This is a genomic window from Streptomyces sp. T12, from assembly GCF_028736035.1.
Lineage (GTDB): Bacteria > Actinomycetota > Actinomycetes > Streptomycetales > Streptomycetaceae > Streptomyces.
Genome location: NZ_CP117866.1, coordinates 10,658,837 through 10,682,453 on the forward strand (window position 1 = coordinate 10,658,837; position 23,617 = coordinate 10,682,453).

Here is a 23,617-nt window from a genome sequence, read left to right on the forward strand (position 1 = left end):
AACGGGTTTGCGGTGCCGTACGCGTCCACCAGCTTCACCGTGGTGAGCGCGCTGATCGCCGTACCGCCCATGCCCATACCGAAGACACCGATGGCCAGCCCGCGCCGCTCGGGCGGGAACCAGGCGCTGACGAAGGGCACGCCCACCGCGAACGCCGTCCCCCCGATGCCCAGGAAGAGGCCGCCCACCTGCAGCGCCGCCAGCGACGAGTGCCCGGCCAGCCCGAGGTACAGCACCGGCACCACGGTGGCGGCCGACACCAACGGGAACATCACCCGGCCGCCGTACCGGTCGGTCAGCGCACCCACCGGGATCCGGCCCAGCGACCCGACCACGACCGGCACCGCCACCAGCAGCGACTGCTCGAACGACGACAGCTCCAGGGAGTCCTTGAAGCGCGGGCCGAGCGGGCTGAGCAGGGCCCACGCCCAGAAGTTGACGGCGAACCCGACCGTGGCCAGGGCCAGCATCAGCCAGGCCCGCCGGGGTAGCTGCGCGCTCGGGTGGTTCCTCGATGGGCTGGATCGCTGAAGCACCACACCTGGCGTTCGCCTTCGACTGGCAGCGGCCCACCCGGCACATGGCGGGCACGTCGTACTGGTACCTGAACACGGACCAGTGGCGGTACGAGGCTTTCGGGCCGGACGAGCTGGCCTCCCCGCTGGGCGAGGGCCGCTTCGCGGGCAAGGGCTTCGCCGACTGCCTCGCCCAGGCCGTCCGGCTCGGCTGGACGCCGGGGCACCCCGGCTTCAACCGCAACCCCCTGGACCTGACGGACGAGGCGCGGGTCCAGGGCAAGCAGGTCGCCGAGCACATCGTGGAGGAGCTGAAGTCCGGGCGGCTGCGGTTCGCCGCCGAGGACCCCGACGATCCCGCCAACTTCCCGCGTGTCCTGACGGTCTGGCGAGCCAACCTGCTCGGCTCCTCCGGCAAGGGCAACGAGTACTTCCTGCGCCACCTGCTGGGCACCGACAGCGCCGTACGCAGTGAGGAGACGCCGCCCGACGTCCGGCCGCAGGACGTGGTGTGGCGGGAGGAGGCCCCCGAGGGCAAGCTCGACCTGCTGGTCACCATGGACTTCCGGATGACCTCCACCGGCCTGCTCGCCGACGTGGTCCTGCCGGCCGCGACCTGGTACGAGAAGGACGACCTCTCCAGCACGGACATGCACCCCTTCGTGCACGCCTTCACCCCGGCCATCGCCCCGCCCTGGCAGGCCCGCACCGACTACGACACCTTCCTGACCATCGCCGACAAGTTCAGCGAACTCGCCGCCGAGCACCTCGGCACCGACCTCCTGCTGTGGGCCAGCTCCTCGAACACCGCTGGCTGCGCTGGGGAAGTCCGCTGTTCCACCTCGGCGCGTTCATGGTGATCGCCGGGCATGTGGTCGGGCTCGCCGTGCCCGCCTCCTGGACCGGGGCGGCGGGAATCTCCGAGCACGCCTACCACGCGACCGCCGTCTGGGCCGGTTCGGTCGCCGGGGGCGCCATGGTCACCGGCATCGGCATGCTCTGCGCCCGCCGTCTGCTGACCCGGAGGGTCCGGCTCGGCACCGACCGCAGCGACAAGCTGCTCTTTCCGCTGCTCTCGGTCACCGTACTGCTCGGCATCGCCGCCACGGCCGCCCACAACGTCTTCGGCGCCGGCTACGACTACCGCACCACCGTCTCCGTCTGGTTCCGCGGCCTCTTCACCTTCCAGCCCGAGCCCGAGGCGATCACCGGCGCACCGCTGCTGTTCCAACTGCACGCCCTCACCGCCTGCCTGCTGTTCGCCGTCTGGCCGTTCACCCGTCTCGTCCATGTGTGGAGCGTCCCGATCGGTTATCTCTTCCGGCCGTACCTCGTCTACCGGCGGCGAAGCACCGTGCCGACCCGCCCCGGCGGGGAGACCGTTCGGCTCTACCGGCGGGCGGACGCCGGCCGGTTCACTGCGTCGGACAGGTCGTGACGTGACAGGGAGAGGACCGGGCATGTTCGGCAGGACGCGGTGGTGTCGATGATCGCTGTGGTGGGGCACGCGGATCTGACGTTGCCCACGCTGGAGTTGGTGCAGGCCGAGCTGAAGGACCGGCTGGGGCGTCTCACCGAGGGCGCCGGCGGTCTGGTGCGAGCCGGAGCCGGGCTGCCCGTGGTGTTCGGGCGGGCGGTGCGTGAGGCGGGGCGGCGGCTCGTGGTGCTGCTGCCGACGCAGCGCTCGGTGCCCGCCATCCTCCCTGAGCCGGATCGGTCGGCGGCCGCGGAACTGCTCATGCTGGCCGAGCACGTACGACTGCTGGGCTTCGACCCTGCCGACCGGAACGCCTGCATCACCGCCGACGAACGCCTCGTCGCCGCGAGCCGGAAGGTGCTGGCCGTGTGGGACGGTTCCCCGACCGACGGCAGGGACGCGACCGCGCACCTTGTCGCCTACGCCCGGGCCCGCGGCATCCCGCTCGAGGTGGTGTGGCCCAAGGGGGCGGCGCGCGTCTCTCCCGGAACCTAGGCCCTGTCGTCGAATTCCCGCCTGCTGCGCGGCGCCTGGCACGCACTCCCCCAGAGGGGGGACCCCCAGCCGCGTTGCCGAACCGCCCACGTGGCTCCTCCCCCACGCTCGAACCGAGCTTCGCCCGGCTCGCGTGGGGGCACCCCCATGACGCCGCGGGGCCCGCCCTCCGGGCGGACGACGGGAATTTGACGACAGGGCCTAGCCGAGGTCCCGCCGTCGGAACCCCGACAGGCCCGCTGCCGTCAGGGCGGCGGCGAGTACGGTGAGGAGCGTCGGCGCCGTGAGGCTTGGATCGGCGGCGGGCAGGCGCGGTACGTGCTCGAACGGGGAGATGTCCCTGGTCCAGCCCGGGAGGTCGAGGGCCTGGCCCAGCAGGCCGATGACGAAGCAGGCGATGAGGGCGGCCCAGGCGGCGACCGTGCCGCGCGGGACCAGTCCGAACAGGGTGGTCGCGAGCCCCGCGAGCAGCCAGAGCGCCGGGGCGTAGGCGAGCGCGGATCCGATCAGGCGGGGCACCTGGCCGAGGTCACCGCTCGTGAGGCCGTAGGCGAGCCCCGTGCCGAGCCCTCCGGCGACGAGCACGACGATGCTGCCGGCCAGCGCCACGGTCAGATGACTTGCCACCCAGCGGCTCCGGGAGACCGGTGTGGCGAGCACCAGGTCGGCCCGCAGGCCGTTCTCCTCGCCGCGCAGCCGCAGGACGGACTGCATCGTGTACCACGCACCGAGAAGAGCCACGACGAGCAGGGACTGGGACAGGTAGGAGTCGGTGAGGCTCGCTCCGCCGTACCCCGCGATCAGGTCCGCGATGGCCTCGTTGTCGGCGACGAAGTCCTCGACGTCGTCGGCGACCCAGCCGTAGGCGAGCCCGGTCAGGAACACACCGCAGGTCCAGCCGATCAGGCTGCCCCGCTGCAGTCGCAGGGCCAGCCCCAGCGGTCGTCCGAGGCCCCGCGCCGCCCGCGGCGGGCCGGGCCGGGGCGGTACGAGGCCCGCGCCGAGGTCTCGCCGGTCGGACAGCGTGTGGGCCACGAACACGGCGGCGACGGCGCACAAGGCCGGGACCAGCAGTGGCCACCAGCGTTCACCGGCGAAGGGCCGCGTCTTCTGGACCCAGCCGATGGGCGAGAACCACGACGCCGTGCCGTCCCCGATGTCCCCGACGGCCCGCAGCACGAACGACACACCCAGCACGGCACCGGTACTGCCGTGCACGACCCGGGTGTTCTCCGAGATCTGCGCGACGACGAGAGTGATCCCGGCGAAGACGAGGCCCAGCGCGCAGAAGGAGACGCCGAAGACGACCGAACCCGTGACGGGCAGGTCCAGGCCGATGAGGCCGAGAGCCACCAGAGCACCGACGATCACGTTCATGCCGGCCACGACCAGCAAGGCGGCGGTGGCGTTCGCGTGCCCGCCGACCGGGAGCGAGCCGATCATCTCGGCGCGCCCGGCCTCCTCCTCGGCGCGGGTCTGCCGCCCGGTCATGAAGGTGCTCATCAGAGCCACCAGGACCAGTCCGAAGGTGCCCACCTGGAAGGCCACCTCGCCGCCCAGCGTGTCGAGTCCCTGGGCCGGCCCGTTGAAGGCGATGGCCGCGGCGTTGCCCTCACTGGCCTCGGCTGCCACGTCGAGGTCGTGCTGGGTGGGGTAGAGCCCCTTCACGCTGGCCGCAGTGAGGAGCACCAACAGGGGGACGGCCGTCGTCCAGATCAGGATGCGGACTCGTTCGCGGCGCAGGATCAGCCGGGTGAGGACGACGGTGCCGGTCTGCTCGGTCGACAGCGTCATCGCGGCTCGTCCTTCGCGTGCCGGGCGGACTCGTCGCTGTAGTGGCGCAGGAACAGTTCCTCCAGCGTCGGCGGCTGACTCGTGAGGGTGCGGATCCCGAAGCTGGTGACGTGGCGTACCGCGTCGTCGAGGCGGTCGGTGTCCACGTCGAAGCGCACCCGGTGGTTCTCCGTGCGCAGATCGTGCACGCCGGGCAGCACGTCGAGTCCGGTGGCCGTCCGGACCGTCTCGACATCGATCGAGGTGCGCGTCAGATGCCGCAGCTCGGCCAACGTGCCGCTCTCCACCGTGCGGCCCGTCCGGATGATGCTCACCCGGTCGCACAGTGCCTCCACCTCGGCCAGGATGTGGCTGGACAGCAGCACCGTGCGGCCCTCGGCCTTCACCTCGCGGATGCAATCCTGGAAGGCACTCTCCATCAGCGGGTCGAGTCCGGAGGTCGGCTCGTCCAGGAGCAGCAGCTCGGCGCGGGACGCGAGCGCCGCGACCAGGCCGACCTTCTGCCGGTTGCCCTTGGAGTAGGTGCGGGACTTCTTCGTCGGGTCCAGCTCGAACCGCTGCAGCAGCTCGTCGCGACGGACCGGATCGAGGTCGCCGCGCAGGCGGCCGAAGACATCGATGATCTCGCCGCCCGTCAGTCTGGGCCACAGGCTGACGTCGCCCGGCACGTACGCCAGCCGCCGATGCAGGCCGACGGCGTCGCGCCAGGGATCTCCGCCCAGCAGTCGGACCTCGCCCGCGTCGGCCCGCAGCAGCCCGAGCAGGACACGGATGGTCGTGGTCTTGCCGGCGCCGTTGGGCCCCAGGAAGCCGTGCACCTCACCCGTGGCGACGGTCAGATCCAGCCCGTCCAGCGCACGGGTCCGTCCGAAGGTCTTCACCAGCCCCGAGGCGAGCACGGCGGCGGAGCCGTCGCTGCCGGACCTGTCGCGGCATTGTGGAGCGGAATCGGTGGACATGGGAGCCTCCCCGCGTCGGCTGCCTCCGATGCTCGCGCACGGCGGGAGGGGGCGGCAGGGGCCGAAGGTCCTGGGCGGCCGATCGGTGGGCCCGACGTCAGCGGGTCCCGGCCGTTTCGGCTGGTGCCTGGGTACGTGTTGCGTCCCGGGCCGGTACGACGATCCGCGCGATTTCCCGGGCAACGTTGGCGGACGCGTGCAGACAGGTCACGGCGCCGGTGTCCGCGACGGTGCCGATCACGACCTCCAGTGTCGGTGTCCTTCGGCGTGGGCGGCCCGCAGGGCCGAAGGGCAGGTGCCGGGGGAGCCCTCAGTTCCGTGCCGGACTGACCGCCGGGGTCGTGAGCGGTCTGCGTCAGGCTTGCCCGCATCGCCCGGGCCGGTGGCGACTTCGGTAGTGGAGACGGACTTGGTGCGAGTCGGCGCTCCGCGGCGGAGGAGGGTGAGCGGCTGCCAGGGGCCGATCGGGTTTCCTGCGGGGCCGGTCGGCCCAGGCGCGCCCCCGCCTCGCCGCGTCACCCTGGAAGTGGGAAGAGCGAAAGAGGAGGGCGACATGAGCGGCATGATCGAGCGGCTGCCCGGCTGGCCCACACTCCCCGACCTGTTCGGCTGGGTAGAGGGTGGGTTCCCCCCGGTCCACACCGTTCCGGGGACACACGGCATCCGCATCGAGGAGCGCCTGACGGAGGGAACGTACGTACTGCGGGCCGAGCTTCCCGGCATCGACCCTGCCAAGGACGTCGAGATCACCATCTCGGAGGGCGTGCTCACCCTGCGGGCCGAGCGCACCGAGGAGACCAAGGAGAAGCACCACACGGAGTTCCGCTACGGCACGTTCACCCGTTCCGTCCGGCTGCCGGCCGGAGCCAAGGGTGACGAGGCGACTGCGGACTACAAGGACGGTGTCCTGACCATCAAGGTTCCGGTGCCGGAGGAGAAGGCGGGCACCAGGACCATCCCCGTGCGGCACGTCTGAGCGCCGCTGCGCGCCGAGGCCGCACAGCGTGTGCGTGGCCGGCTGGTCACCCGGCCACGGACACGCGTCTTTTCGCGCCCTTGCACCGCCATTCGGCACCAGGACTCGGTCCTCAGGAGGTGAACGGGGTGCCCGGACCCCCGCTTCTCGCGCATCCCGATGGAAGGAGGCCGACGTCATGACCACTGTGGTAGGTGCCCAGGAAGGGCAGGTGCCCCGGAGGACGGCACCCGGACGCGATCCCGGCCGGCACTGCTGACGTTCCTCGGCTGGGTGGGGACGGTCACCGGCAGCAGGTTCCTGGTCGAGAGCGACCCTGCCCGCGTCCTCGTCGACTGCGGCCTCTTCCAGGGCCTCGCCGACCTGCGCAGGCGCAACTGGCGCGGACTGCCCTGCGCCCCCGCGGACATCGAGACCGCAGTGGTCACCCACGCCCACCTGGACCACTGCGGATGCCTGCCCCGGCCGGCACGCCACGGCTTCCGTGGCCGGATCGTGGCGACGGAGTTCACCGCCCGACTCATGGAGATCGTGCTGCGCGACAGCGCCAAGCTCCCACTGGAGACCGCCCGGCACGCCAACGAGCACGGCTGGTCCAAACACCGCCCCGCCCAGCCCCTGTACGACGACGGGGACGTGGACCGCACTCTTGAGCTCCTCGATCCCGTACCGACCTGTACGACGACGGACCTCGCGACCGGGACCAGGCTCACGCTGCACCCCGCCGGCCCCATCCTCGGCTCGGCCTGGGCGCGGCTCACCCTGGAGGACGGCCACACCCTCGCCGTCAGCGGCGACCTCGGCCGCCCCGGCCATCCTCTGCCGAGCCCGCCGGAACCGTTCTCGGGGGCGGACGCGCTGCTGAGGGAGTCGACCTACGGCAACCGACGGCACGAGGACCAGGCCGCCCGAGCCCGCTTCGCCGACGTCGTGATCCGCACCCTGGCCCGCGGGGGGCGCCGTCATACCGGCATTCGCCCTCGACCGCACCGAGGTCGTCCCGCACGAACTCGCCGAACTCCGCAGCGCGGGCCGGCTGTCGGCGTCGGTGCCCGTGTACGTGGACAGCCCCATGGCCCTGGCCGCCCTCGACGTCTACCGGGACGCCGTCCTCACCCGGGCGCCCGAACTGCGTCCCGAGATCGCCGTCGTCGGCACGGCGGCGCTGAGCCCCGAGCCGTTGCGGACCGTGAGGTCGATCCAGGAGTCCGTCGGCCTCGGCCACGAGAGCGGTCCGGCCGTTATCGTCTCGGCGTCCGGCATGGCCACCGGAGGGCGCGTCCTGCACCGTCTGCGGCGGCTGTTGCCCGATGCGCGGGGCGCCGTCGTCGTGGTGGGCTTCGCCCCCGCCCAGGGCACCCGCGCCCGCGATCTCGTCGACGGCGCCAAGGTGCTCGAGATGTTCGATGAGTACGTCCCGGTGCGAGCCGAGGTCGCCGACGTACCGCACTTCTCGGCACACGCCGACGCCGGACAGATCATCGACTGGCTGCGCGGCGCGCCCGCCCCGAACGCCACCTACCTGGTGCACGGGGAGCCCGACGCCGCCGCGGCGCTGCGCGACCGCATCGACCGGACCCTGGGCTGGACCGCCGTCGTACCGCGCTCCGGGGATCAGTAGGGGAGGAGCCGCCCGGACGGCGTGCGCAGGTCCTGGGGCTCCGGCCGACGCGGGGCGGGGGAGTGCTTGGCCTCCTGTATCCGCCTCATGATCGTCGCCTCCGTGAAGGTCGTCCCGCGGAATGTCGGTCTTCCCGGCATCGCGCGTACCCGCAAGCCTTGTCCGCCGTCGGCTCACGGACCATGAGGCGATCGACCTCGGATCATGGGCCAAGCCGCACCGAGTTCCAGGGCCGGTCGGCCCCCCGGACAGTGTCAGAGCGGACGTCGTGCCGGCAAGGGCCGCTCCTGCCCTCCCTTCGGGATACATGGCTCATGCGCCGGGAGGCGTATCGGAGTTGGCTGGGATCGAAAGGGAACGATGCCGACCCTAGGGGGCGAGGACCGTGGGCACGAGTCTCACGCCGGAGTTCTGGGAGCGGTTCACGCTCCTGCTGTTCGCGGCGATGGGGGTGACCTTCGCTCTTGCCGCGCTGTTCGACGCGCTCGCACTGCGTCGGCAGAACCGCCGGGCGCACCGGCCGCCGGTCCTGCAGACGCCGGGCCCGCAGCGGCCGAAGACCGCAGACCACCGCCCGTCCATCCGCTGCTGAGGCACCCGGCCCGTCAGGGAATAGACGGTCATGCCACGACTCCCCGCCGCCCGCACGGCGGGGAGTCGTCATGTGCGAGCTGTCATGGGCGGAGCAGTTCTTCGGCGATCTCGGCCGCCCAGCCGCCGATGGCGTCCCAGTCGCGGTAGTCGCCATACCGGCCGCCCATCAGACGGAACCGGATCCGTCCGCCGAGCGGCAGCTGGGAAGCGCGGATGACGCCGGAGAAGAGCCGATGACCTCGGTACGACAGCTCCGCGGGCAGGCCCTGGACGATCACCGGGGCCTCCATCGGCCCAAGTCGCTTCCACGGCCCACGCAGCGCTCCCGGCATTCCGACGCTGAAGAGCCACACGGGGCGAGGGTCCAGCAGCTCCAGGTTGTCGCGCAGGAACGCCTTGGCGGGGTCGAGCCAGCTCTGGTTGTGCACGGCGCTGCCGAGGACGAACGCGCCGTACGCGTCGGCGTCGTCGACGACATCCATGGGCCGCGCGTCGGTCCGCAGCCCGGCGTGGCCGAGGCCGGCCGCCAGCCGCTCGGCGACACCACGGGTCGAGCCGTGCGCGGTCGCGTAACCCACCAGGACACGCATGGCGCTCACCTCATCCGGGGCAGTCCCGCCGGGCCGCCCGTGCCGGACACCGGGCGGCCCGCCCGAGCCGCGCCACCCCGTCACGCGGCTCCGGTTCGTACGTCGGGAGGGGTGCCGACCGACCTGAGCCGCGCCGCCTGGCGGTCGGGGGCGGGCACCGTGACCACGGGGACCGTGGCGTGCCGCAGACACTCGCGGCCGACCGTGCCGACGGCCGGGAGCTCCCACTGCCCGTGGGCCCTGCGCCCGAGGGCCAGGAGCAGAGCGCCGCGCGCGTACCGCAGGAGCACCCGTGAGGGCGGCCCCTGCGCCACCACGGCACGCAGGTCGGGGCCGATGCGAGGGCCGAAGGCGTGACGTACGGCCGAGGCGAGCACCTCGGCGGCCCGCTCGCGCTGCTCCGCGACCGTCGGACGGGCCGACGTCGGCGCGTACGGCGCGAACCCGGCCGTGCACGGTTCCCAGGCGTGCACGGCGACGACCGGCGTGCCGAGGGCCCGTGCCTGCTCCGCCGCCCAGCGCAGCGCGGCCACGGATGCTTCGGATCCGTCGACGCCCACCACGATTCCGTCGGCGTGTTCGGTCATGGCTGCCTCCCCGGCTGGTCTCTACTGCCACCCTCTCCCGAACCGGGCGGGCGATGCGTGAGCCGAGCGGCTCCGGGCCGGTGCCCAACGGGCCCTTGCCGAGGGCCGGCTCAGGCGGGCTCAGTACAGCGACCCCGGCCAGCTCGTCGCCACGGCGGCGACCACGCCCGCGTCGAGGACCACGCCGAGCGACAGCCAGGGGTTGAACCACAGGGACTTCAGCACCAGGCCCACGGAGGCGGCGAGCACCGCCGCGGCCGTCCAGCCGCTGCTCTGCGCCGCGGTGGCCGCGCCTGCGATGACGTACAGCATGGCGGTGACGGAAGCGAGGGCGATGGCCGCCCGGCTCATGACCCGTTCCTGTGGCAGCCCCGCCGAGGCGAGCGCCCACGAGTACCGGAGGTTGAACGGCTGCTCGGTGGTGTCGTGCGGCAGCCAGACGGCCAGATGGATCAGCCCGTGCACGAACAGGAACGTCGAGACCAGCGCGGTGATCATGGCAGTCACTCCGGTTCGTCGCCACCGAGGTCGAGCCGGAACGGCGGGTACACGTCGGTGAGGAGGGCCGCGTAGGCGGCCACCCGCAGGGCCCACCGGTTGAGGCCGATGACCAGATCGAAGATGCCGCGCGGGTAGCGGGCGGTGGCGGCCAGGGAGACGCCGGCGAACAAGGCGAGCAACCCGATGAGCCCGCCCGAGAACCAGACCAATCGGGCGCCGCCGAGGAAGAACCCCAGTACCAGGTAGTGGGGGATCGCCAGCAGCCACCACTTCACCAGGACCAGGCCCCGGGACAACTGCTCGGGGTACGCCACGTCCCAGTGAGTCGGGTAGTCGGGCACGTCGGCGAGCGTGAACGGCGGATAGCGGTCGGTGCCGAGGGCCCCGTACGCGTAGTACGCGACGCGCCAGCTCCAGCGCAGCACGCCCGCGTTGAAGTCGAACAACGCTCGCGGATAACGCCCGGTGAACAGGACAGCGAAGAACGCCACCACGCTGACGACGACGAACGCCACCCACAGGAAGGCGAGGACGACGAAGTGGGGCAGGGCGAGCAGCCACTTCACCAGCCAGAGCCAACGCGACAGCTGCGGGTCGAGGGTCGCGGTCAGCCGGGCGGGGTGGACAGGATGCAGTGCTTCCGTGGCCATGGTCGGTCCCTTCCAGGCGCGGTGGTGATCACGAGCGGTAGCGCCGGTGATCGTCGTTGTCGCCGATGAAGTGCTTCTCGATGACGACCTCCCGCTCTCCTGGGCGTCGGACATGCCGGGTCCGACGCTCGGTGGATCTCGGTCCTGACGAACTCCGGGCGTTCACCTTCAGCGTTCACGCCACGCGCAGGCCGTCCCAGGGGCTGCTCGGGCAGACCGCCGGGCCGATCGGCCCTCCCCGCCGCCGGTGTGCGGGGCAGTCGGGCGGCTCTCCCGCACCGGTGCTCCCTCCGGCACACCCATGCTTGGGCCCAACGGCCCCGGGTGGGGCCGACCAACCCCTGCTGCCCCGAAGGCCGGAGCGCGAGGGTGGAGTGGGACCCGCGCCGCATCCCTGTGCGGCCCGACGAAAGGCGGTGGGCGCGATGGAGGTGCCCCTGGTCGTGGGCGTCGACGGATCGGAGCCGAGTCTCAGCGCGGTCGACTGGGCCGTGGACGAGGCGGCCCGGCACGGTCTGCCGCTGCGCCTGGTGTACGCGTCCCTGTGGGAGCGGTACGAGGGCAATGTGCCCTCCGGCGGAGCGGAACGCCCGTCCGAGCGAGTCATGGCGGAGAACATCGTCGGCACCGCGGCCGAACGCGCCCATCGACGCAACCCCGAGGTGAAGGTCTCGGCCGACGTGGTCCCCGACGAAGCGGCGAACGCACTCCTGAGCGAAGCCCATCACGCCTTCGCCGTGGTGACCGGATCACGCGGCCGCGGTGCGTTCGCCGGTCTGCTCCTGGGATCGGTCGGCCTGGCCGTGGCGGCTCGCGCCCACGGACCGGTGATCGTGGTCCGCGGCGACAAGGCCGGCCTGGCAGGCACCCACGAGCGGATCCTGCTCGGCGCGGCCGACCCCTCGATCGCCGGTGAGGCGATGCGATTCGCCTTCCGCGAGGCGGAGGTACGCCGGTGCCCGCTCGATGTCGTGCGGGCCTGGCGTGTTCCCGCCCACGAGTCGGTCGACCACCACCTGAGCACCGGCGACCCGGCCCGCCACCAGAAGGAACGGGCGTCCGCCCTGCTCGACGCCGTACTCCACGACCCGATGGCGGACCACCCCCGCGTGCCGGTGCGTCGCGACACGGTGGAGGGGCCGGCCCACCGGGTGCTCCTGCGCCGGTCGGCGGCCGCCGACCTCGTCGTCATCGGAGCGCGGCGCAGGTCCGGCCACTTCGGGCTTCAGCTGGGCCGGGTGGGGCACACGCTGCTGCACCACGCCCCCTGCCCCGTAGCCGTCGTACCGCAAACGGAGCGACCATGAAGCGCCCCCTCACCCCGACGACTCCCTCGGACGCACTCGCACCCGTCCTACGTGACATCCGGGCCGTCGTCTTCGACACCGACGGCGTGATCACCGACTCGGCCCGGGTGCATGCGGCAGCGTGGAAGACGGCGTTCGACGCCTTCTTGCGCGCCCATCCGCCCGCGGACCCCGTCCAGCGGCGCCCGTTCGACGCCAGGGACGACTACCTCAGGTTCGTGGACGGCAAATCCCGCCTCGACGGTGCCGCCGCCTTCCTCGTCTCGCGCGGCATCGAGACGTCGGACGAGACGGTCCGGGAGGTCGCCGCCGACAAGGAGCGGCTGTTCACCGAGCGGCTGCGCACGCACGGCGTGGACGCCTACCCGGGAACGGTGCGACTGGTGCGTGCCCTGCGCCGGGCGGGGGTACCCGTCGCGGCGGCCTCGGCGTCCCGGCATGCCGGGGAACTGCTCACCAGGGCCGGAGTGCGGGACCTCTTCGACGTCCTCGTGGACGGAGGCGAGGCCGCCCGGCTGAACCTGCCGGGCAAGCCGCGGCCCGACCTGTTCCTCACGGCGGTCGACCGGCTCGGCGTCCCGGCCGGCCGCGCCGCTGTCGTGGAGGACGCCCTGGCCGGAGTGGAGGCCGGGCGCAGCGGCGGGTTCGCCCTCGTCGTCGGCGTGGACCGGGCCGCCGCCGAGGGCTCGGGGGAGAGGCTGCGGCGGCACGGCGCCGACATCGTCGTAGGGGATCTGGCGGAACTGCTGGCACGAGGAGTGTCGAAGTGACCGATTGGACCTGGGAGTACGAGGGCTACGAGCCCGCGGACCAGTGCCTGAGGGAATCCCTGTGCACCCTGGGCAACGGCTACTTCGCCACCCGGGGCGCGCTGCCGGAGTGCGCTGCCGACGAGATCCACTACCCGGGCACCTACATCGCGGGCATCTACAACCGGCTCACCTCGGACGTCGCGGGCCGCCGGGTCGAGAACGAGGACATGGTCAACGTCCCGAACTGGCTGCCGCTGCGCTTCCGCCTGCGCGACGGCCAGTGGCTCACCCCCGACACCGCCCCGGTGCTCACGCACCGCCTGGACCTGCACCTGGCCTCGGGCATGCTCGAACGGCGCACCCGCTACGACCTCGGCGAGGAAAGGGTGCTGTCGGTGCGCCAGCAGCGGATCGTCCACATGGCCGACCCGCATCTGGCGGCGCTGCGCACCGAGTTCACGGCCGAGGGGTTCTCCGGCGAACTCGAGGTCGAGGCGCTGCTCGACGGCGGTGTCACCAACGGCGGGGTCCCGCGCTACCGCGACCTGGACGGCCGCCACCTCACCCATGTGCACGCGGGCACTGCCGCCCCGGACACGGTCTGGCTGCGCTGCCGTACCCGCACCTCGGACATCCGGATCGGCATGGCCGCCCGGTTGACCGCCGACCCGCCCGTCACGATCCGGAACAAGAGCCCCCGTACCACCCAGCACACCTGTCTGGACCTGGTGGAGGGCCGTACGGCGACCGTCGACAAGGTCGTCGCCCTGCACACCTCCCGCGACCCTGCCATCAGTGACCCGCTGCACGCCGCCGTCGACCGGGTCAGCCGGGCACCCGGCTTCGACGACCTGCTCGAAACCCACCTCACGGCCTGGGACCAGCTCTGGCGCCGTGCCGAACTCGACGTGGGCGGCGAATCCGGCCGCATCCTGCGGCTGCACCTCTTCCATGTGCTCCAGACGCTCTCGCCGCACACCGCCGACCTCGACGTCGGCGTACCCGCCCGGGGGCTGCACGGCGAGGCCTACCGCGGGCACGTCTTCTGGGACGAGCTGTTCGTCCTGCCCTTCCTCAACCTGCACTTCCCCGAGGTCTCCCGCGCCCTCTTGCGCTACCGCCACCGCCGCCTCGAACAGGCCCGCAGCACCGCCCTGGCAGCGGGCCGCCGGGGTGCCCTCTACCCGTGGCAGAGCGGCAGCGACGGGCGCGAGGAGACCCAGCAGCTCCATCTCAACCCGCGCTCGGGGCGCTGGCTGCCCGACCACTCCCATCTCCAATACCACGTCGGGTCCGCGATCGCCTACAACGTATGGCAGTACTGCGAGGCGAGCGGCGACGCGGAGTTCCTGCACACCAAGGGCGCCGAGATGCTGCTGCAGATCGCCCGCTTCTGGGCGGACAAGGCCGTCTACGACGAGAGCCTCGGACGGCACCGCATCAAGGGCGTGGTCGGCCCCGACGAGTACCACGAGTCCTACCCGGGTGCCGAGGCGCCCGGCCTCGACGACAACGCGTACACCAACGTCACAGCCGCCTGGGTGCTCACCCGCACCCTGGAGCTGCTGGACACCCTGCCCGAGCCCCGCCGGCGCGAACTCGTCGAGCGCAATGGACTCGACGGGGGCGAACTCGAACAGTGGGAGGACGTGTCCCGCACCCTCCACGTCCCCTTCCACAGCGGCGTCATCAGCCAGTTCGCGGGCTACGCCGAGCTCGCCGAGCTCCCGTGGGAGGAGTACCGGCAGCGCTACGGCGATATTCGTCGCCTGGACCGGATCCTGGAGGCGGAGGGCGACACCGTCAACCGCTACAAGGCCTCCAAACAGGCCGACGTGCTGATGCTCGGCTACCTCTTCGCACCGGCCGAACTGCAGGGCCTGTTCCGCCGGTTGGGGGTGCGGCTGGACGAGGACACCTGGCGGCGCACCGTCGACTACTACATGCACCGCACCAGCCACGGCTCCACCCTCAGCGGCCTGGTCCACGGCTGGGTGCTGGCCCGGCACCGACGCAGTGAGGCGTGGAAGTTCTGCCAGGAGGCCCTCCAGGGCGACATCGCCGACGTCCAGGGCGGCACCACCGGCGAGGGCATCCACCTGGGCGCCATGGCCGGCACCCTCGACCTGGTCCAGCGCGGGCTGACCGGCCTGGAGACCCGGGGCGGCGCCCTGTGGCTGGACCCCGTGCCGCTGCCCGAACTGTCCTCGTACGGCTTCGCTCTGCGCTACCAGGGGCACTGGGGCGTACGCCTGCGCCTGGAGCGCGGGAACCTGGAGATCGCGGTCCCGTCCTCGGACGCGTCCGCGATCGACGTACGGCTGCCGGGCCGCGCGGTCAGCGTCGAACCCGGGCAGACGGCTCGGCTGGAGCTCCCGGACTGACCATCACCCGGGGCGGCCGGCGGCCTGCCCTTCGACCACGACACCTGAGGCCGTCGAGTGGGCCGCCTCGGCTGTCAGGCGGACTTGATGCCCGAGATGAGCCGCGTCGCGAGGTCGGACTGCACCATCAACTGCGTGCGGTGCACCCGGTTCCCGGCGTCCTGCCAGGTGAGCGTGACCCGGGTCCAGCAGTGCCCCATCCCGCTGTCGTTGTAGACCACCTTCCAGGCGATCGGCACGCCCTTGGCGCGCAGCACGCCGTCCCTGTGATGGTCGGCCTCCCAGCGAGCCAGGCTGCTGCGCAGCTGCTCGGTGAGGTAGTGACCGCGCAGGGAGTCGGCCAGCCGGCCGCGCCCGGAGTCGAACAGGACGTCGATGTAGGCGGCGTAGAAGTCGGCGACCCGGTCGACCGTGCTCGTCGGGCTCCCGCTGCGGGCCGGGGCGGTGGTGACGGTGGCCGGAGTGTCCTCCCGGACGCCGCCGCTCGCGGCCGTCGGCACCGAGGCTCCGAGAGCCGCCACCGCGCCGACGAGCGCGGCACGACGGAACGTGCGTGACGTAGCCATGCCTTGACTCCTTTCACGAAGGAGGAACGTGCTATCCCCCAACTCCAGTACAGCGCAGATGGGTTGCCGTGAACGGGGGCCGATCGGCCCCACGTGAGGGCCGATCGGCGACGGCCGGCGGCTACGCTCCGGCGCTGGTCGTCAGCCGGTGCCGCAGCGCCAGGGACGCGAGGGTGAGCAGCGCGGTGGCGAAGGCGGCGAGGACGCCCAGGTCGCGCAGGATCGCGGCCAGGTCACCGTCCCGCGACAGCAGCGTCGTCCACGCGTCGACGGCCCAGGCGTGCGGCACCGCGTGCCCGGCGCTGCGCAGCCAGTCGGGAACCACGGCCAGCGGCCACATGCAGCCGCCCAGCATGCCCATCCCGATGCCGAGGGCGGGGCCGATCGCGTGCACCTGCTCCGGTGTGCGGAACAGGGCCCCGGCCAGCACACCGGCGCCGGTGCCCACCAGCGCCCACACGGTGACCAGCGCGCCGGCGGCGAGCGGATCGCCCCACTTCACGTCGAAGGCCAGCGCCCCGATGCCGACGATCAGCAGGGACTGCAGGGCCGCCAGCAGCAAATAGGCGACCGTCTCACCGAACACCAGGGTGCGGGCGGCGACCGGTGCCGCGAGCGCGCGGGCGTACACCCCGGTCCGGCGTGTCTGCACGATGGCCGCGCCGCCCGCCAGGGCGTTGATGAACACGAACAGCACCAGCATGGTCGGTGTGCTGTAGCTGTAGCCGAGCGGCAGGAAGTCGCTCTGGCCGTTGACGGTTTCGCTGCGGACGACGATGGGGGACGCGGCCCGTTCGGCGGTGCGGGCGAGCGCGAGGGCGTCATCGAAGGAGCCGTCTGTCTCGTCACTGGCGAACCGGGCGGCCTGCAGACGTGCCGCATGCTCGGCCACGACGGCCGACACCGAGGACACGGCCCCGTGCCCGGCGCTGCCGGAGGGCTCCACCAGCACCGGCACGGTCACGGACCGCCCGGCCCGAACGTCCGCATCGAGGCTGTTCGGCACCACGACCACGGCGTCCAGCTCGGCGCGCCGCAGCGCCGTGCGCGCGTCGGCCGCGGTGTCGTATGTACGGGCCCGCAGCCCGGGTGCCTCCTGGAGTTCCGAAGTCAACTCCCCTGCCACCGGCCCGTTTCGGGCGGCCGGGACGAGTCCGATGCGGAACTGGTCGAAGCCGCTGACGGTAACCCCGATGACGACGATGATGGCGACCGGCAGCAGCACCATGAAGAACAGCGCCGTGCGGTCGCGCAGCACGCGCGCGAGGGTCGCGCTGGTCACCGCGAGCGCGGTCATGGTGTCCTCCTCAGCCGAAGGAGCAGTGCGGTCACCGCGACCACGACCAACGAGAACGCGGCGATGCCGAGCAACGGGGCACCGACGGCGTCCCAGCCGCGCACCCCGGTGCCCAGGTCGGTGAAGCCGCGCAGGGCCCAGCCGTTGGGCGTGAACAGGGCGAGGGTGCGGATCGCCGGTGTGGTGCCGGAGGCGAAGACGAAGTTGCCGCCGAGCAGGACGAGCGCGAAGACCAGGATCGAGGCGAGTCCCTGGGCCTGTTGCTCGGTCCGCACCAGGGAGATGACAAGCGCGGTGAGGCACACCACGCACACCGCCATCGCCACGCTGAGCGCCGCTACCCCGACCGGGTCGGCCCAGCTGGCGTCGAAGGCGAGCCAGGACACGACGGTCACGGTGGCGAGCCCGGCCAGGCTGTAGACGAACGTCGACAGCGACTTGCCGAGCAGGAGTGAGCCCCGTCCGACGGGTGCGGCGGCGATCCGGTCGAGCGTGCCCTGCTGCTGCTCGATGAAGTAGCCGCGCGCCCCGAAGCCGACCGTGAACAGCACGAAGAACATGCCCATGCTGGGCCCGAAGTAGCTGATCACCTTCAGCGGGTCGTCGGGCAGCCCCTGCGCCCGGACCTCCTCCGGCAGCCGCAACAGGGCCGCCTTGGCGGCGAGTTCGGGTATGCCCGTCTCGGGGACCCCCGTGGCCACGGCCGTGGCGACCGACAGCCGGTCGGCGTTGACCTGGGCGACGTACGACTCGGTGATCGCCCGGGCGAGCTGGGCCTGCAGGCCGTAGTCAACGCTGTCCAGGACCCGCACCGGCTCGGCCCCGCCGCCGTGCAGCGACTCGGTGAACCCGGCGGGAACGACGATCGCGGCGTGCACGTCACCCGCGTCCACCGCCCGCCGTGCCGCGGCCTCGGCGTCGTACGATCGCACGTGGACCGTGCCTTCGAGCTCCGGGCTGTCGAGTACCTGGGTGAGACCGGTGGCGGCCGGACCCCGGTCCAGGTCGACGACACCGAGGTTCGCACGGAACTCGTCGTTGTTGTTGAACGCCATGGCCATCAGCGCGGAGATCAGCACCGGCGCGAGGAACACGATCACCCAGGCAGACCGGTCGCGCAGCCGTTGCCTGAGGTCCTTGGCCGCGATGGCGAGTACGACACGCACGGCGGCTCACTCCCTCAGCGCGGTGCCGGTCAGGTGGAGGAAGACCGCCTCCAGGTCGGGCTCGTCGATCTCCACGCTGCGGATGACGACGTCCAGTTCGTGAGCGAGGTCGAGCAGCTCGGGCAGCAGGCTGCGGGCGTCCTTGACGACGAGTTCGACCACGTTGCCGTCGTCACCGCCGCGCGCCGCGCCCTCGACCCGGGCGAGGCGGCGGCACGCGTCCGCGTAGGCCGTGAGGTTGCCGACGGCGGCCAGCCGCACCCGGTCCCGCTCGGCCACCAGGGCCACCAGCTCGCGCGGGGTTCCCTCGGCGACGAGGCGGCCCCGGTCGATGATGCCGACCCGGTTGCAGAGCCGCTCGGCCTCCTCCATGTAGTGGGTCGTGTAGAGGACGGCCATGCCCTCCTCGCCGAACCGGGTGACGCTCTCCAGGATGGCGTGCCGGCTCTGCGGGTCGACACCGACGGTCGGCTCGTCCAGCACCAGCAGCGTCGGCGAATGCACCAGTCCCGCGCCGATGTTGAGACGTCGGCGCATCCCACCCGACAGGGAGTCGACGCGGTCGCGTGCCCGGCCGCCGAGGTCGATGAGTTCGAGTACTTCGTCGACCCGGCGCTCCAACTGGCGGCGCGGCAGCCGGTAGAGGCGGCCGAAGAAGCGGAGGTTCTCGCGGACGCTCAGGTCGGGATAGAGAGCCACATCCTGCGGGACGAAGCCGATGAGCTGCTTGGCCGGCCCGGCGGCGGTGTTCACCGGCCGGCCCGCCACGTGCACGGTCCCGGCGTCGGGGCGCAGCAGCCCGCACACCATCCTGATCGTCGTCGTCTTGCCCGCCCCGTTCGGCCCGAGCAGGCCGTACGTCTCGCCCGGGGCGATGTGCAGGCTCACGTCGTCGACAGCGGTACGCTCGCCGAACCGGCGGACCAGGTGGGCGCATTCGAGCACGTTCGTCATCGGCGTCACCTCATGGTGCGAGGGAGAAGTAGTTCTCTTCTTCTTGCGTGAAGTGCAGTCGCAGCACCGTGTGCAGCCCGTAGAGGCAGGCACGCAGGTCATCGAGCTGCTCCGGGGCCAGGTTCCCGTCGGGGCCGACCAGAGTGAGGTGCATGGCGATGCGGTGGGCGAGGCGGTCGATTTCGACGTGGGCGCGGCTCATCGTGGCCGTGGCTTCGGGACCGCCGAGCGTGGGGGCGAGGGCCGGGTAGAGCTGGTGCTCCTCGGCGTACTCGTGCGGCAGCAGGCGCTCGGTGAGCAGCCGGTGCACCTCCCGCACGACTGCGAGGGCCTCGGGCCCAGGGCTGTCCGACAGGCGGTCGGCGGCGGAGCGCACGGCCTCCAGGACGTCCTGCAGGTCGTCGTGCTCCGCCGCGAAGCGGTGGATGAGGGCCTCCGTGGACGGCTGGAGCGCCGGGCGTGCCCTGCGGTCGTCGCCCAGTGCGCGCAGAGCGTTGAGGATCACCGCGACGTCGATGCCCTCCTGCAGCAGAGCGCCGACGGCGGGCGGGAGCAGACCGAGGGCGGCCGCGGCCATCGCGATCAGCGACATCACCATGCCGCCGAGCGCGCTCTGCACGGCGATGCGCCGGGACCGTACGGCGATGCCGACCGCGTCGGCCAGGCGGTCCACCCGGTCGGTGGTGAGCACGATGTCCGCGGCCTCGGAGGACGCGGTGGAGCCGCGCGCGCCCATCGCCACACCGACGTCGGCGGCGGCGAGGGCGGGAGCGTCGTTCACGCCGTCGCCCACCATCACGGTGACCGCGCGGTCGCGTTCGGCGCGCACCGCGGTGACCTTGTCGGCGGGGGAGAGGCCCGCCCGCACGTCGTCGAGTCCGAGCACGGCGCCGACCTCGCGGGCGGGTTCGGGCCGGTCGCCGGTGAGCATGACCAGCCGTTCGATGCCGGCCGCGCGCAGCCGGCGCAGCGTGCGTGGCGCGTCGTGGCGCAGCGGATCGCGCAGCAGGACGGCGCCGACCGGGCGGCTGTCCACGATGAGCCAGACGACGGTCGCCCCGTCGAGGACGGCGCGGTTGTCCGCCGAGCGGGCCCAGGCGGGCTTCTCCGTGCCGGCGTCGAGGCCGCCTACGCCCATGCGGCGCCCCGCGATGGTGCCCCGCGCACCGCGGCCGGGCTCCTCGGACACGTCCGCGGGCACGGACAACCGCAGCCCCCGCTCACGGGCCGCGTCGACAAGGGCCCGCGCGAGGACGTGCGGCGAGTACTGGTCGAGCGAGGCGGCCAGCCGCAGCACCTGCGACGGCTGCCAGCCGTGGGCGGCGATCACGTCGAGCACCCGGGGATGGCCGCCGGTCAGGGTCCCGGTCTTGTCCAGCAGCAGCGTGCGGGCCCGGCCGAGGTTCTCCAGCGCTCCGCCGTCCCGGACCACCACGCCCAGGCGTGAGGCCCGGGACAGGCCGGAGACCACGGCCACCGGTGCCGCCAGCAGCAGCGGGCAGGGCGTGGCGACCACCAGAACCGCCACCGCGCGCACGGCGGAACCGCTGATGAGCCAAGTCATCCCCGCCGCGGCCACGGTGAGCGGCAGGAACCAGGCCGCGTACCGGTCGGCCAGCCGCACCACGGGCGCCGACTCGGCGGAGGCCTGCCGGGCCAGCCGTACGATCCCGGCGTACGTGCTGTCCTGCGCGGTCGCGGTGGCGCGCAGTTCGAAGGCGCCGCCTGCGTTGACCGCACCGCTGCGCACCGACTCGCCCGGTGTGTGCCGCACGGCCAGCGGTTCCCCGGTGAGCACCGACTCGTCGAGCTCGGCCGGGTCACCGGCCACGCTCCCGTCGACGGGGACGACCTCCCCGGGCCCGACGACGAGCAGGTCACCGACGGCGACTTCGGCCAGGGGCACCGTACGCACGTCGGTGCCGGTGCGGCGCCGGGCGGTGCGGGGCGCGTGCTCCAGCAGGGCGCGCAGATCGCGCGAGGCCCGCTGCCGCGCGGACGCCTCCAGTGCCCGCCCGGTGGCGAGCATCAGCGCGATCAGGGATCCGGCCAGGTACTCGCCCACGGCAAGGGTGCCGCCCAGCGCCAGGACCGCGATCAGGTCCACGCCCGCTTGGCCGCGGCGCAATGCGCCCAGCACCCAGCCGACCGCGGGCCCGACGGCGACGACCGTCCCCAGGGCCCAGCACAGGTCGGCGAGGCCGCCTGCCCCCGCGAGCCAGAAGACACCGCCCACGGTCAGGGCTACGACGGTGTCGGCCAGCAGGAGCGATTCGAGCGGCGGCATACGGGAGAGGGCCGTCAGCAGCCGGTGCGACGGCATCTGAGGACGGAAACGGTTCATGACGGTCCTCGGCCCGGGCGGCTCAGTCGTGCGGAACGACAGCGACGGGGCACGGCACGTGGTGCAGGGCCGCATGGGCGACCGGCCCAAGCTTCCAGGTCACGTACGACGGATGGCGCCTGCGCCCCACGACGGTGAGGCAGCCGCGGGCGGACGCGGTCAGCAACACCTGCGTGGCGGGGCCCGTCGCCACGTGCTTGGTGACGGGGACGTCGGGGAACTTCTCCCGCCACGGCGCCAGTGCCTCGGCCAGCCGCACGCGCTCCTCGGCCTCGAAGTCGTCGTCGCGCCGGGTGACCAGCGAGGTGAGGGGCAGCGCCCGCACAGCTCGCAGCCGCGCGCCGCGCGCCGCGGCCGCCGTGAACGCGAACTCCAGCAGCGGGCCGGCCGCCGCTCCCGGCTCCTGTACCCCGACCACGACCTCGTCCCGGTCCGCTGCCGCGGGGTGACCCCAGCCGGCCTCGACGGCCGGATCGCCTGCCCGCACTGCGACGGCCGGACAGGGCGTCAGACCCAGCACGTGCAGGCTGATGGTGCCTAGCAGGAAGCTCGCCACGGAGCCGTGCCCGCGAGAGCCGAGCACGAGCATCGACGCGCTCTCGCCGCGCTCCAGGAGGGCGTCCGCGGCAGGAGCCGACACCAGTTCCGTGGTCAGGTCCAGGTCACCGTGGCGATGCAGCAGTTCGGCAGAGGCCCGCTCAAGGATCTCCCGGCCGTAGCGCTGCTTGTTGTGCGCCTCTTGGGCGATCGGCACGTCCAAGGGCTGGGTGGTCCAGGAGTGGAGCAGAACCAAGGGCAGATGGCGGTCCGAGGCCTCGCGGGCGGCCCACCACGCGGCCGTTTCGCTCGCGGGCGAACCGTCGAGTCCGACGACGACAGGTCCGGTCATGACGCACCTCCGGTATCGGCGCGGCAGCCTGTTCCACACCGCCGCGCGTGTACTCCCTCTCCGTTTCCAGGGTGGGAGTCCGGCCATCACCGGGGCGAGGGCCGGATGGGGGCGTTCCCGGGCCGTACGGCCCTGTGCGGGAGCCGACCGGCAGGGCGAATCTGGGAGGACGAGGGCGGGCGACGGCAGTCCGGCCCGAGATCGCCGGGCCGACGGCCCGGCCGCACGGTGCTGCCCTCGCCCCGTCGTACGGAGCCTGAGGGCCTGGCACAGGCAAGCCGTACGGAGTCCGCGGATCTTGACCGGAAAGGGGAGCGCGATGAACGGGCCGGTTGTGGTGGGGGTGGACGGCTCGCCGTCGAGTATGGCGGCCGTGGAGGTCGCGGCACGCGAGGCCGGGCTGCGGGGGGTGGGGCTCCGGCTGGTGCACGCCTTCGGCTGGCCGGCCGCGCACGTGCCGCCCGGAAAGCCCTGGGAACCGAGCGGCGCCGGACTGCGCGAGCTGATCGACGGCACGCTCGTCAAGGCCGAGCGGCGCGCCCACGAGGCGGCGCCCGGGATCGAGATCATGCGCGAGGTCGTAGTCGGCGAACCGGTGACAGTGCTGGAGATCGAGTCGTGCACGGCGTCCCTGGTCGTGGTCGGCAGCCGGGGCCTGAGCCGGTTCGGCAGCCTGCTGCTCGGCTCCACCGCAGGTCATCTGGCCGCCCACGCCGCCTGCCCGGTGCTGGTGGTGCGCGGCAGGCCGAATCCGGGCGGGCCGGTCCTGCTCGCCGCCGACGGCTCGCCCGCCGCTCGCGGAGCCGTCGAGTTCGCCTTCGCGCAGGCCTCCCTGCACGGCACGGACCTGATCGCACTGCACGCCTGGAACACCCGGACCGAGCGGGCCTACGACAGTCCGGCCGACCCGCCCGTCGTGACGTACGACGAGGACCGGTTGCGCGACGAGGAGCAGCGGGTGCTGACCGAGGCGCTGGACGGGCTGGGGGAGAAGTACCCGGACGTCTCCGTGGACCGCAGGCTGGTGCGCGGCCGGATCCGCCACACTCTCATCGAGGCCAGCGCCGAGGCCGGGCTCGTCGTGGTCGGGGCGCGCGGGCGGGGCGGGTTTGCGGGGCTGCTGCTGGGCTCGGTCAGCCAGGCCCTGCTGCACCACGCGCACTGCCCGGTCGCCGTCGTCCGGACGGGCGAGGTGTGAC

General features: G+C 72.7%; 22 protein-coding genes and 3 pseudogenes. 11 read left to right on the forward strand and 14 right to left on the reverse strand.

Annotated elements, in window-relative coordinates; genetic code table 11:
• Positions 1–41: 41 nt before the first annotated feature.
• Positions 42–470: pseudogene (locus PBV52_RS47700) on the reverse strand (MFS transporter); the annotation flags it as partial.
• A 68-nt stretch (positions 471–538) separates the two neighbouring features.
• Between PBV52_RS47700 and PBV52_RS47705 the strand changes: the two are divergent.
• The 3 genes and pseudogenes from PBV52_RS47705 to PBV52_RS47715 form a co-directional block, all read left to right on the forward strand.
• Positions 539–1,291: pseudogene (locus PBV52_RS47705) on the forward strand (molybdopterin-dependent oxidoreductase); the annotation flags it as partial.
• Positions 1,292–1,302: 11 nt separating this feature from the next.
• Positions 1,303–1,953 (forward strand): respiratory nitrate reductase subunit gamma, encoded by a 651-nt coding sequence (gene narI / locus PBV52_RS47710; RefSeq protein WP_274248171.1) that lies wholly within the window; start codon positions 1,303–1,305, stop codon positions 1,951–1,953.
• 48 nt (positions 1,954–2,001) lie between these two features.
• Positions 2,002–2,487 (forward strand): hypothetical protein, encoded by a 486-nt coding sequence (locus PBV52_RS47715; protein ID WP_274248173.1) that lies wholly within the window; start codon positions 2,002–2,004, stop codon positions 2,485–2,487.
• A gap of 201 nt (positions 2,488–2,688) precedes the next feature.
• On the opposite strand, the gene PBV52_RS47720 is transcribed toward PBV52_RS47715, so the two are convergent.
• The 3 genes from PBV52_RS47720 to PBV52_RS47730 form a co-directional block, all read right to left on the reverse strand.
• Complete coding sequence (locus PBV52_RS47720; RefSeq protein WP_274248174.1) at positions 2,689–4,281, reverse strand: ABC transporter permease; 1,593 nt, start codon at positions 4,279–4,281, stop codon at positions 2,689–2,691.
• On the reverse strand, positions 4,278–5,240 hold the full coding sequence (locus PBV52_RS47725; protein WP_274248176.1) for an ABC transporter ATP-binding protein: 963 nt from the start codon (positions 5,238–5,240) through the stop codon (positions 4,278–4,280). Before PBV52_RS47725 ends, PBV52_RS47720 begins: the two co-directional genes overlap by 4 nt.
• A gap of 97 nt (positions 5,241–5,337) precedes the next feature.
• On the reverse strand, positions 5,338–5,481 hold the full coding sequence (locus tag PBV52_RS47730; RefSeq protein ID WP_274248177.1) for a hypothetical protein: 144 nt from the start codon (positions 5,479–5,481) through the stop codon (positions 5,338–5,340).
• 312 nt (positions 5,482–5,793) lie between these two features.
• Between PBV52_RS47730 and PBV52_RS47735 the strand changes: the two genes are divergently transcribed.
• From PBV52_RS47735 to PBV52_RS47750, 4 genes and pseudogenes are all read left to right on the forward strand, one after another.
• A complete protein-coding gene (locus PBV52_RS47735) occupies positions 5,794–6,216 on the forward strand; it encodes an Hsp20/alpha crystallin family protein (protein WP_274248179.1) in 423 nt (140 codons plus the stop codon).
• A 159-nt stretch (positions 6,217–6,375) separates the two neighbouring features.
• Positions 6,376–6,633, forward strand: a pseudogene (locus PBV52_RS51960) (hypothetical protein); the annotation flags it as partial.
• A gap of 643 nt (positions 6,634–7,276) precedes the next feature.
• Positions 7,277–7,837: an MBL fold metallo-hydrolase RNA specificity domain-containing protein gene (locus PBV52_RS47745; RefSeq protein WP_274248181.1), complete on the forward strand. Its 561-nt coding sequence runs from the start codon at positions 7,277–7,279 to the stop codon at positions 7,835–7,837.
• Between the two features lie 385 nt (positions 7,838–8,222).
• Positions 8,223–8,429 (forward strand): hypothetical protein, encoded by a 207-nt coding sequence (locus PBV52_RS47750; RefSeq protein ID WP_274248182.1) that lies wholly within the window; start codon positions 8,223–8,225, stop codon positions 8,427–8,429.
• 82 nt (positions 8,430–8,511) lie between these two features.
• On the opposite strand, the gene PBV52_RS47755 is transcribed toward PBV52_RS47750, so the two are convergent.
• From PBV52_RS47755 to PBV52_RS47770, 4 genes are all read right to left on the reverse strand, one after another.
• The gene (locus tag PBV52_RS47755; protein WP_274248184.1) at positions 8,512–9,021 is read right to left on the reverse strand and encodes a flavodoxin domain-containing protein; all 510 of its coding nucleotides are present in this window, start codon (positions 9,019–9,021) and stop codon (positions 8,512–8,514) included.
• A gap of 80 nt (positions 9,022–9,101) precedes the next feature.
• Complete coding sequence (locus PBV52_RS47760) at positions 9,102–9,608, reverse strand: universal stress protein (RefSeq protein ID WP_274248187.1); 507 nt, start codon at positions 9,606–9,608, stop codon at positions 9,102–9,104.
• A gap of 120 nt (positions 9,609–9,728) precedes the next feature.
• Positions 9,729–10,106 (reverse strand): hypothetical protein, encoded by a 378-nt coding sequence (locus PBV52_RS47765; protein ID WP_274248189.1) that lies wholly within the window; start codon positions 10,104–10,106, stop codon positions 9,729–9,731.
• Between the two features lie 5 nt (positions 10,107–10,111).
• Entirely contained in the window at positions 10,112–10,759 is a 648-nt protein-coding gene (locus PBV52_RS47770) for a DUF4389 domain-containing protein (RefSeq protein ID WP_274248191.1), read from the reverse strand.
• A 425-nt stretch (positions 10,760–11,184) separates the two neighbouring features.
• Here PBV52_RS47770 and PBV52_RS47775 point away from each other — a divergent pair, with 425 nt between their 5' ends.
• The 3 genes from PBV52_RS47775 to PBV52_RS47785 are packed head-to-tail and all read left to right on the forward strand — an operon-like array spanning position 11,185 to position 15,202.
• Entirely contained in the window at positions 11,185–12,066 is an 882-nt protein-coding gene (locus PBV52_RS47775; protein ID WP_274248193.1) for a universal stress protein, read from the forward strand.
• Positions 12,063–12,836: an HAD family phosphatase gene (locus PBV52_RS47780; RefSeq protein ID WP_274248195.1), complete on the forward strand. Its 774-nt coding sequence runs from the start codon at positions 12,063–12,065 to the stop codon at positions 12,834–12,836. Before PBV52_RS47775 ends, PBV52_RS47780 begins: the two co-directional genes overlap by 4 nt.
• Positions 12,833–15,202 carry a glycoside hydrolase family 65 protein gene (locus PBV52_RS47785; protein WP_274248196.1) on the forward strand — a complete coding sequence of 790 codons (2,370 nt, stop codon included), beginning with the start codon at positions 12,833–12,835 and terminating at the stop codon, positions 15,200–15,202. Before PBV52_RS47780 ends, PBV52_RS47785 begins: the two co-directional genes overlap by 4 nt.
• A gap of 74 nt (positions 15,203–15,276) precedes the next feature.
• On the opposite strand, the gene PBV52_RS47790 is transcribed toward PBV52_RS47785, so the two are convergent.
• The 6 genes from PBV52_RS47790 to PBV52_RS47815 form a co-directional block, all read right to left on the reverse strand.
• Entirely contained in the window at positions 15,277–15,768 is a 492-nt protein-coding gene (locus PBV52_RS47790; protein ID WP_274248199.1) for a hypothetical protein, read from the reverse strand.
• A gap of 121 nt (positions 15,769–15,889) precedes the next feature.
• The gene (locus tag PBV52_RS47795; protein ID WP_274248201.1) at positions 15,890–17,065 is read right to left on the reverse strand and encodes an ABC transporter permease; all 1,176 of its coding nucleotides are present in this window, start codon (positions 17,063–17,065) and stop codon (positions 15,890–15,892) included.
• Entirely contained in the window at positions 17,062–18,231 is a 1,170-nt protein-coding gene (locus PBV52_RS47800; RefSeq protein WP_274248203.1) for an ABC transporter permease, read from the reverse strand. The genes PBV52_RS47795 and PBV52_RS47800 overlap by 4 nt, the downstream gene beginning before the upstream one ends.
• Positions 18,232–18,237: 6 nt before the next feature.
• Positions 18,238–19,185 carry an ABC transporter ATP-binding protein gene (locus tag PBV52_RS47805; RefSeq protein WP_274248204.1) on the reverse strand — a complete coding sequence of 316 codons (948 nt, stop codon included), beginning with the start codon at positions 19,183–19,185 and terminating at the stop codon, positions 18,238–18,240.
• A gap of 10 nt (positions 19,186–19,195) precedes the next feature.
• On the reverse strand, positions 19,196–21,508 hold the full coding sequence (locus PBV52_RS47810; protein WP_373922050.1) for a heavy metal translocating P-type ATPase: 2,313 nt from the start codon (positions 21,506–21,508) through the stop codon (positions 19,196–19,198).
• Between the two features lie 43 nt (positions 21,509–21,551).
• Entirely contained in the window at positions 21,552–22,418 is an 867-nt protein-coding gene (locus PBV52_RS47815; RefSeq protein WP_274248208.1) for a universal stress protein, read from the reverse strand.
• Between the two features lie 319 nt (positions 22,419–22,737).
• Here PBV52_RS47815 and PBV52_RS47820 point away from each other — a divergent pair, with 319 nt between their 5' ends.
• Entirely contained in the window at positions 22,738–23,616 is an 879-nt protein-coding gene (locus PBV52_RS47820; RefSeq protein ID WP_274248210.1) for a universal stress protein, read from the forward strand.
• The last annotated feature ends 1 nt before the right edge of the window (position 23,617 follow it).

Bases quoted from the DNA above. Each gene is read 5' to 3' on its own strand.
- PBV52_RS47715 (WP_274248173.1), top strand. From the start codon at position 2,002: ATGATCGCTGTGGTGGGGCACGCGGATCTGACGTTGCCCACGCTGGAG.
- PBV52_RS47720 (WP_274248174.1), bottom strand. From the start codon at position 4,281: ATGACGCTGTCGACCGAGCAGACCGGCACCGTCGTCCTCACCCGGCTG.
- PBV52_RS47725 (WP_274248176.1), bottom strand. From the start codon at position 5,240: ATGTCCACCGATTCCGCTCCACAATGCCGCGACAGGTCCGGCAGCGAC.
- PBV52_RS47735 (WP_274248179.1), top strand. From the start codon at position 5,794: ATGAGCGGCATGATCGAGCGGCTGCCCGGCTGGCCCACACTCCCCGAC.
- PBV52_RS47755 (WP_274248184.1), bottom strand. From the start codon at position 9,021: ATGCGTGTCCTGGTGGGTTACGCGACCGCGCACGGCTCGACCCGTGGT.
- PBV52_RS47760 (WP_274248187.1), bottom strand. From the start codon at position 9,608: ATGACCGAACACGCCGACGGAATCGTGGTGGGCGTCGACGGATCCGAA.
- PBV52_RS47765 (WP_274248189.1), bottom strand. From the start codon at position 10,106: ATGATCACCGCGCTGGTCTCGACGTTCCTGTTCGTGCACGGGCTGATC.
- PBV52_RS47770 (WP_274248191.1), bottom strand. From the start codon at position 10,759: ATGGCCACGGAAGCACTGCATCCTGTCCACCCCGCCCGGCTGACCGCG.
- PBV52_RS47775 (WP_274248193.1), top strand. From the start codon at position 11,185: ATGGAGGTGCCCCTGGTCGTGGGCGTCGACGGATCGGAGCCGAGTCTC.
- PBV52_RS47780 (WP_274248195.1), top strand. From the start codon at position 12,063: ATGAAGCGCCCCCTCACCCCGACGACTCCCTCGGACGCACTCGCACCC.
- PBV52_RS47790 (WP_274248199.1), bottom strand. From the start codon at position 15,768: ATGGCTACGTCACGCACGTTCCGTCGTGCCGCGCTCGTCGGCGCGGTG.
- PBV52_RS47795 (WP_274248201.1), bottom strand. From the start codon at position 17,065: ATGACCGCGCTCGCGGTGACCAGCGCGACCCTCGCGCGCGTGCTGCGC.
- PBV52_RS47805 (WP_274248204.1), bottom strand. From the start codon at position 19,185: ATGACGAACGTGCTCGAATGCGCCCACCTGGTCCGCCGGTTCGGCGAG.
- PBV52_RS47810 (WP_373922050.1), bottom strand. From the start codon at position 21,508: ATGCCGTCGCACCGGCTGCTGACGGCCCTCTCCCGTATGCCGCCGCTC.
- PBV52_RS47815 (WP_274248208.1), bottom strand. From the start codon at position 22,418: ATGACCGGACCTGTCGTCGTCGGACTCGACGGTTCGCCCGCGAGCGAA.
- PBV52_RS47820 (WP_274248210.1), top strand. From the start codon at position 22,738: ATGAACGGGCCGGTTGTGGTGGGGGTGGACGGCTCGCCGTCGAGTATG.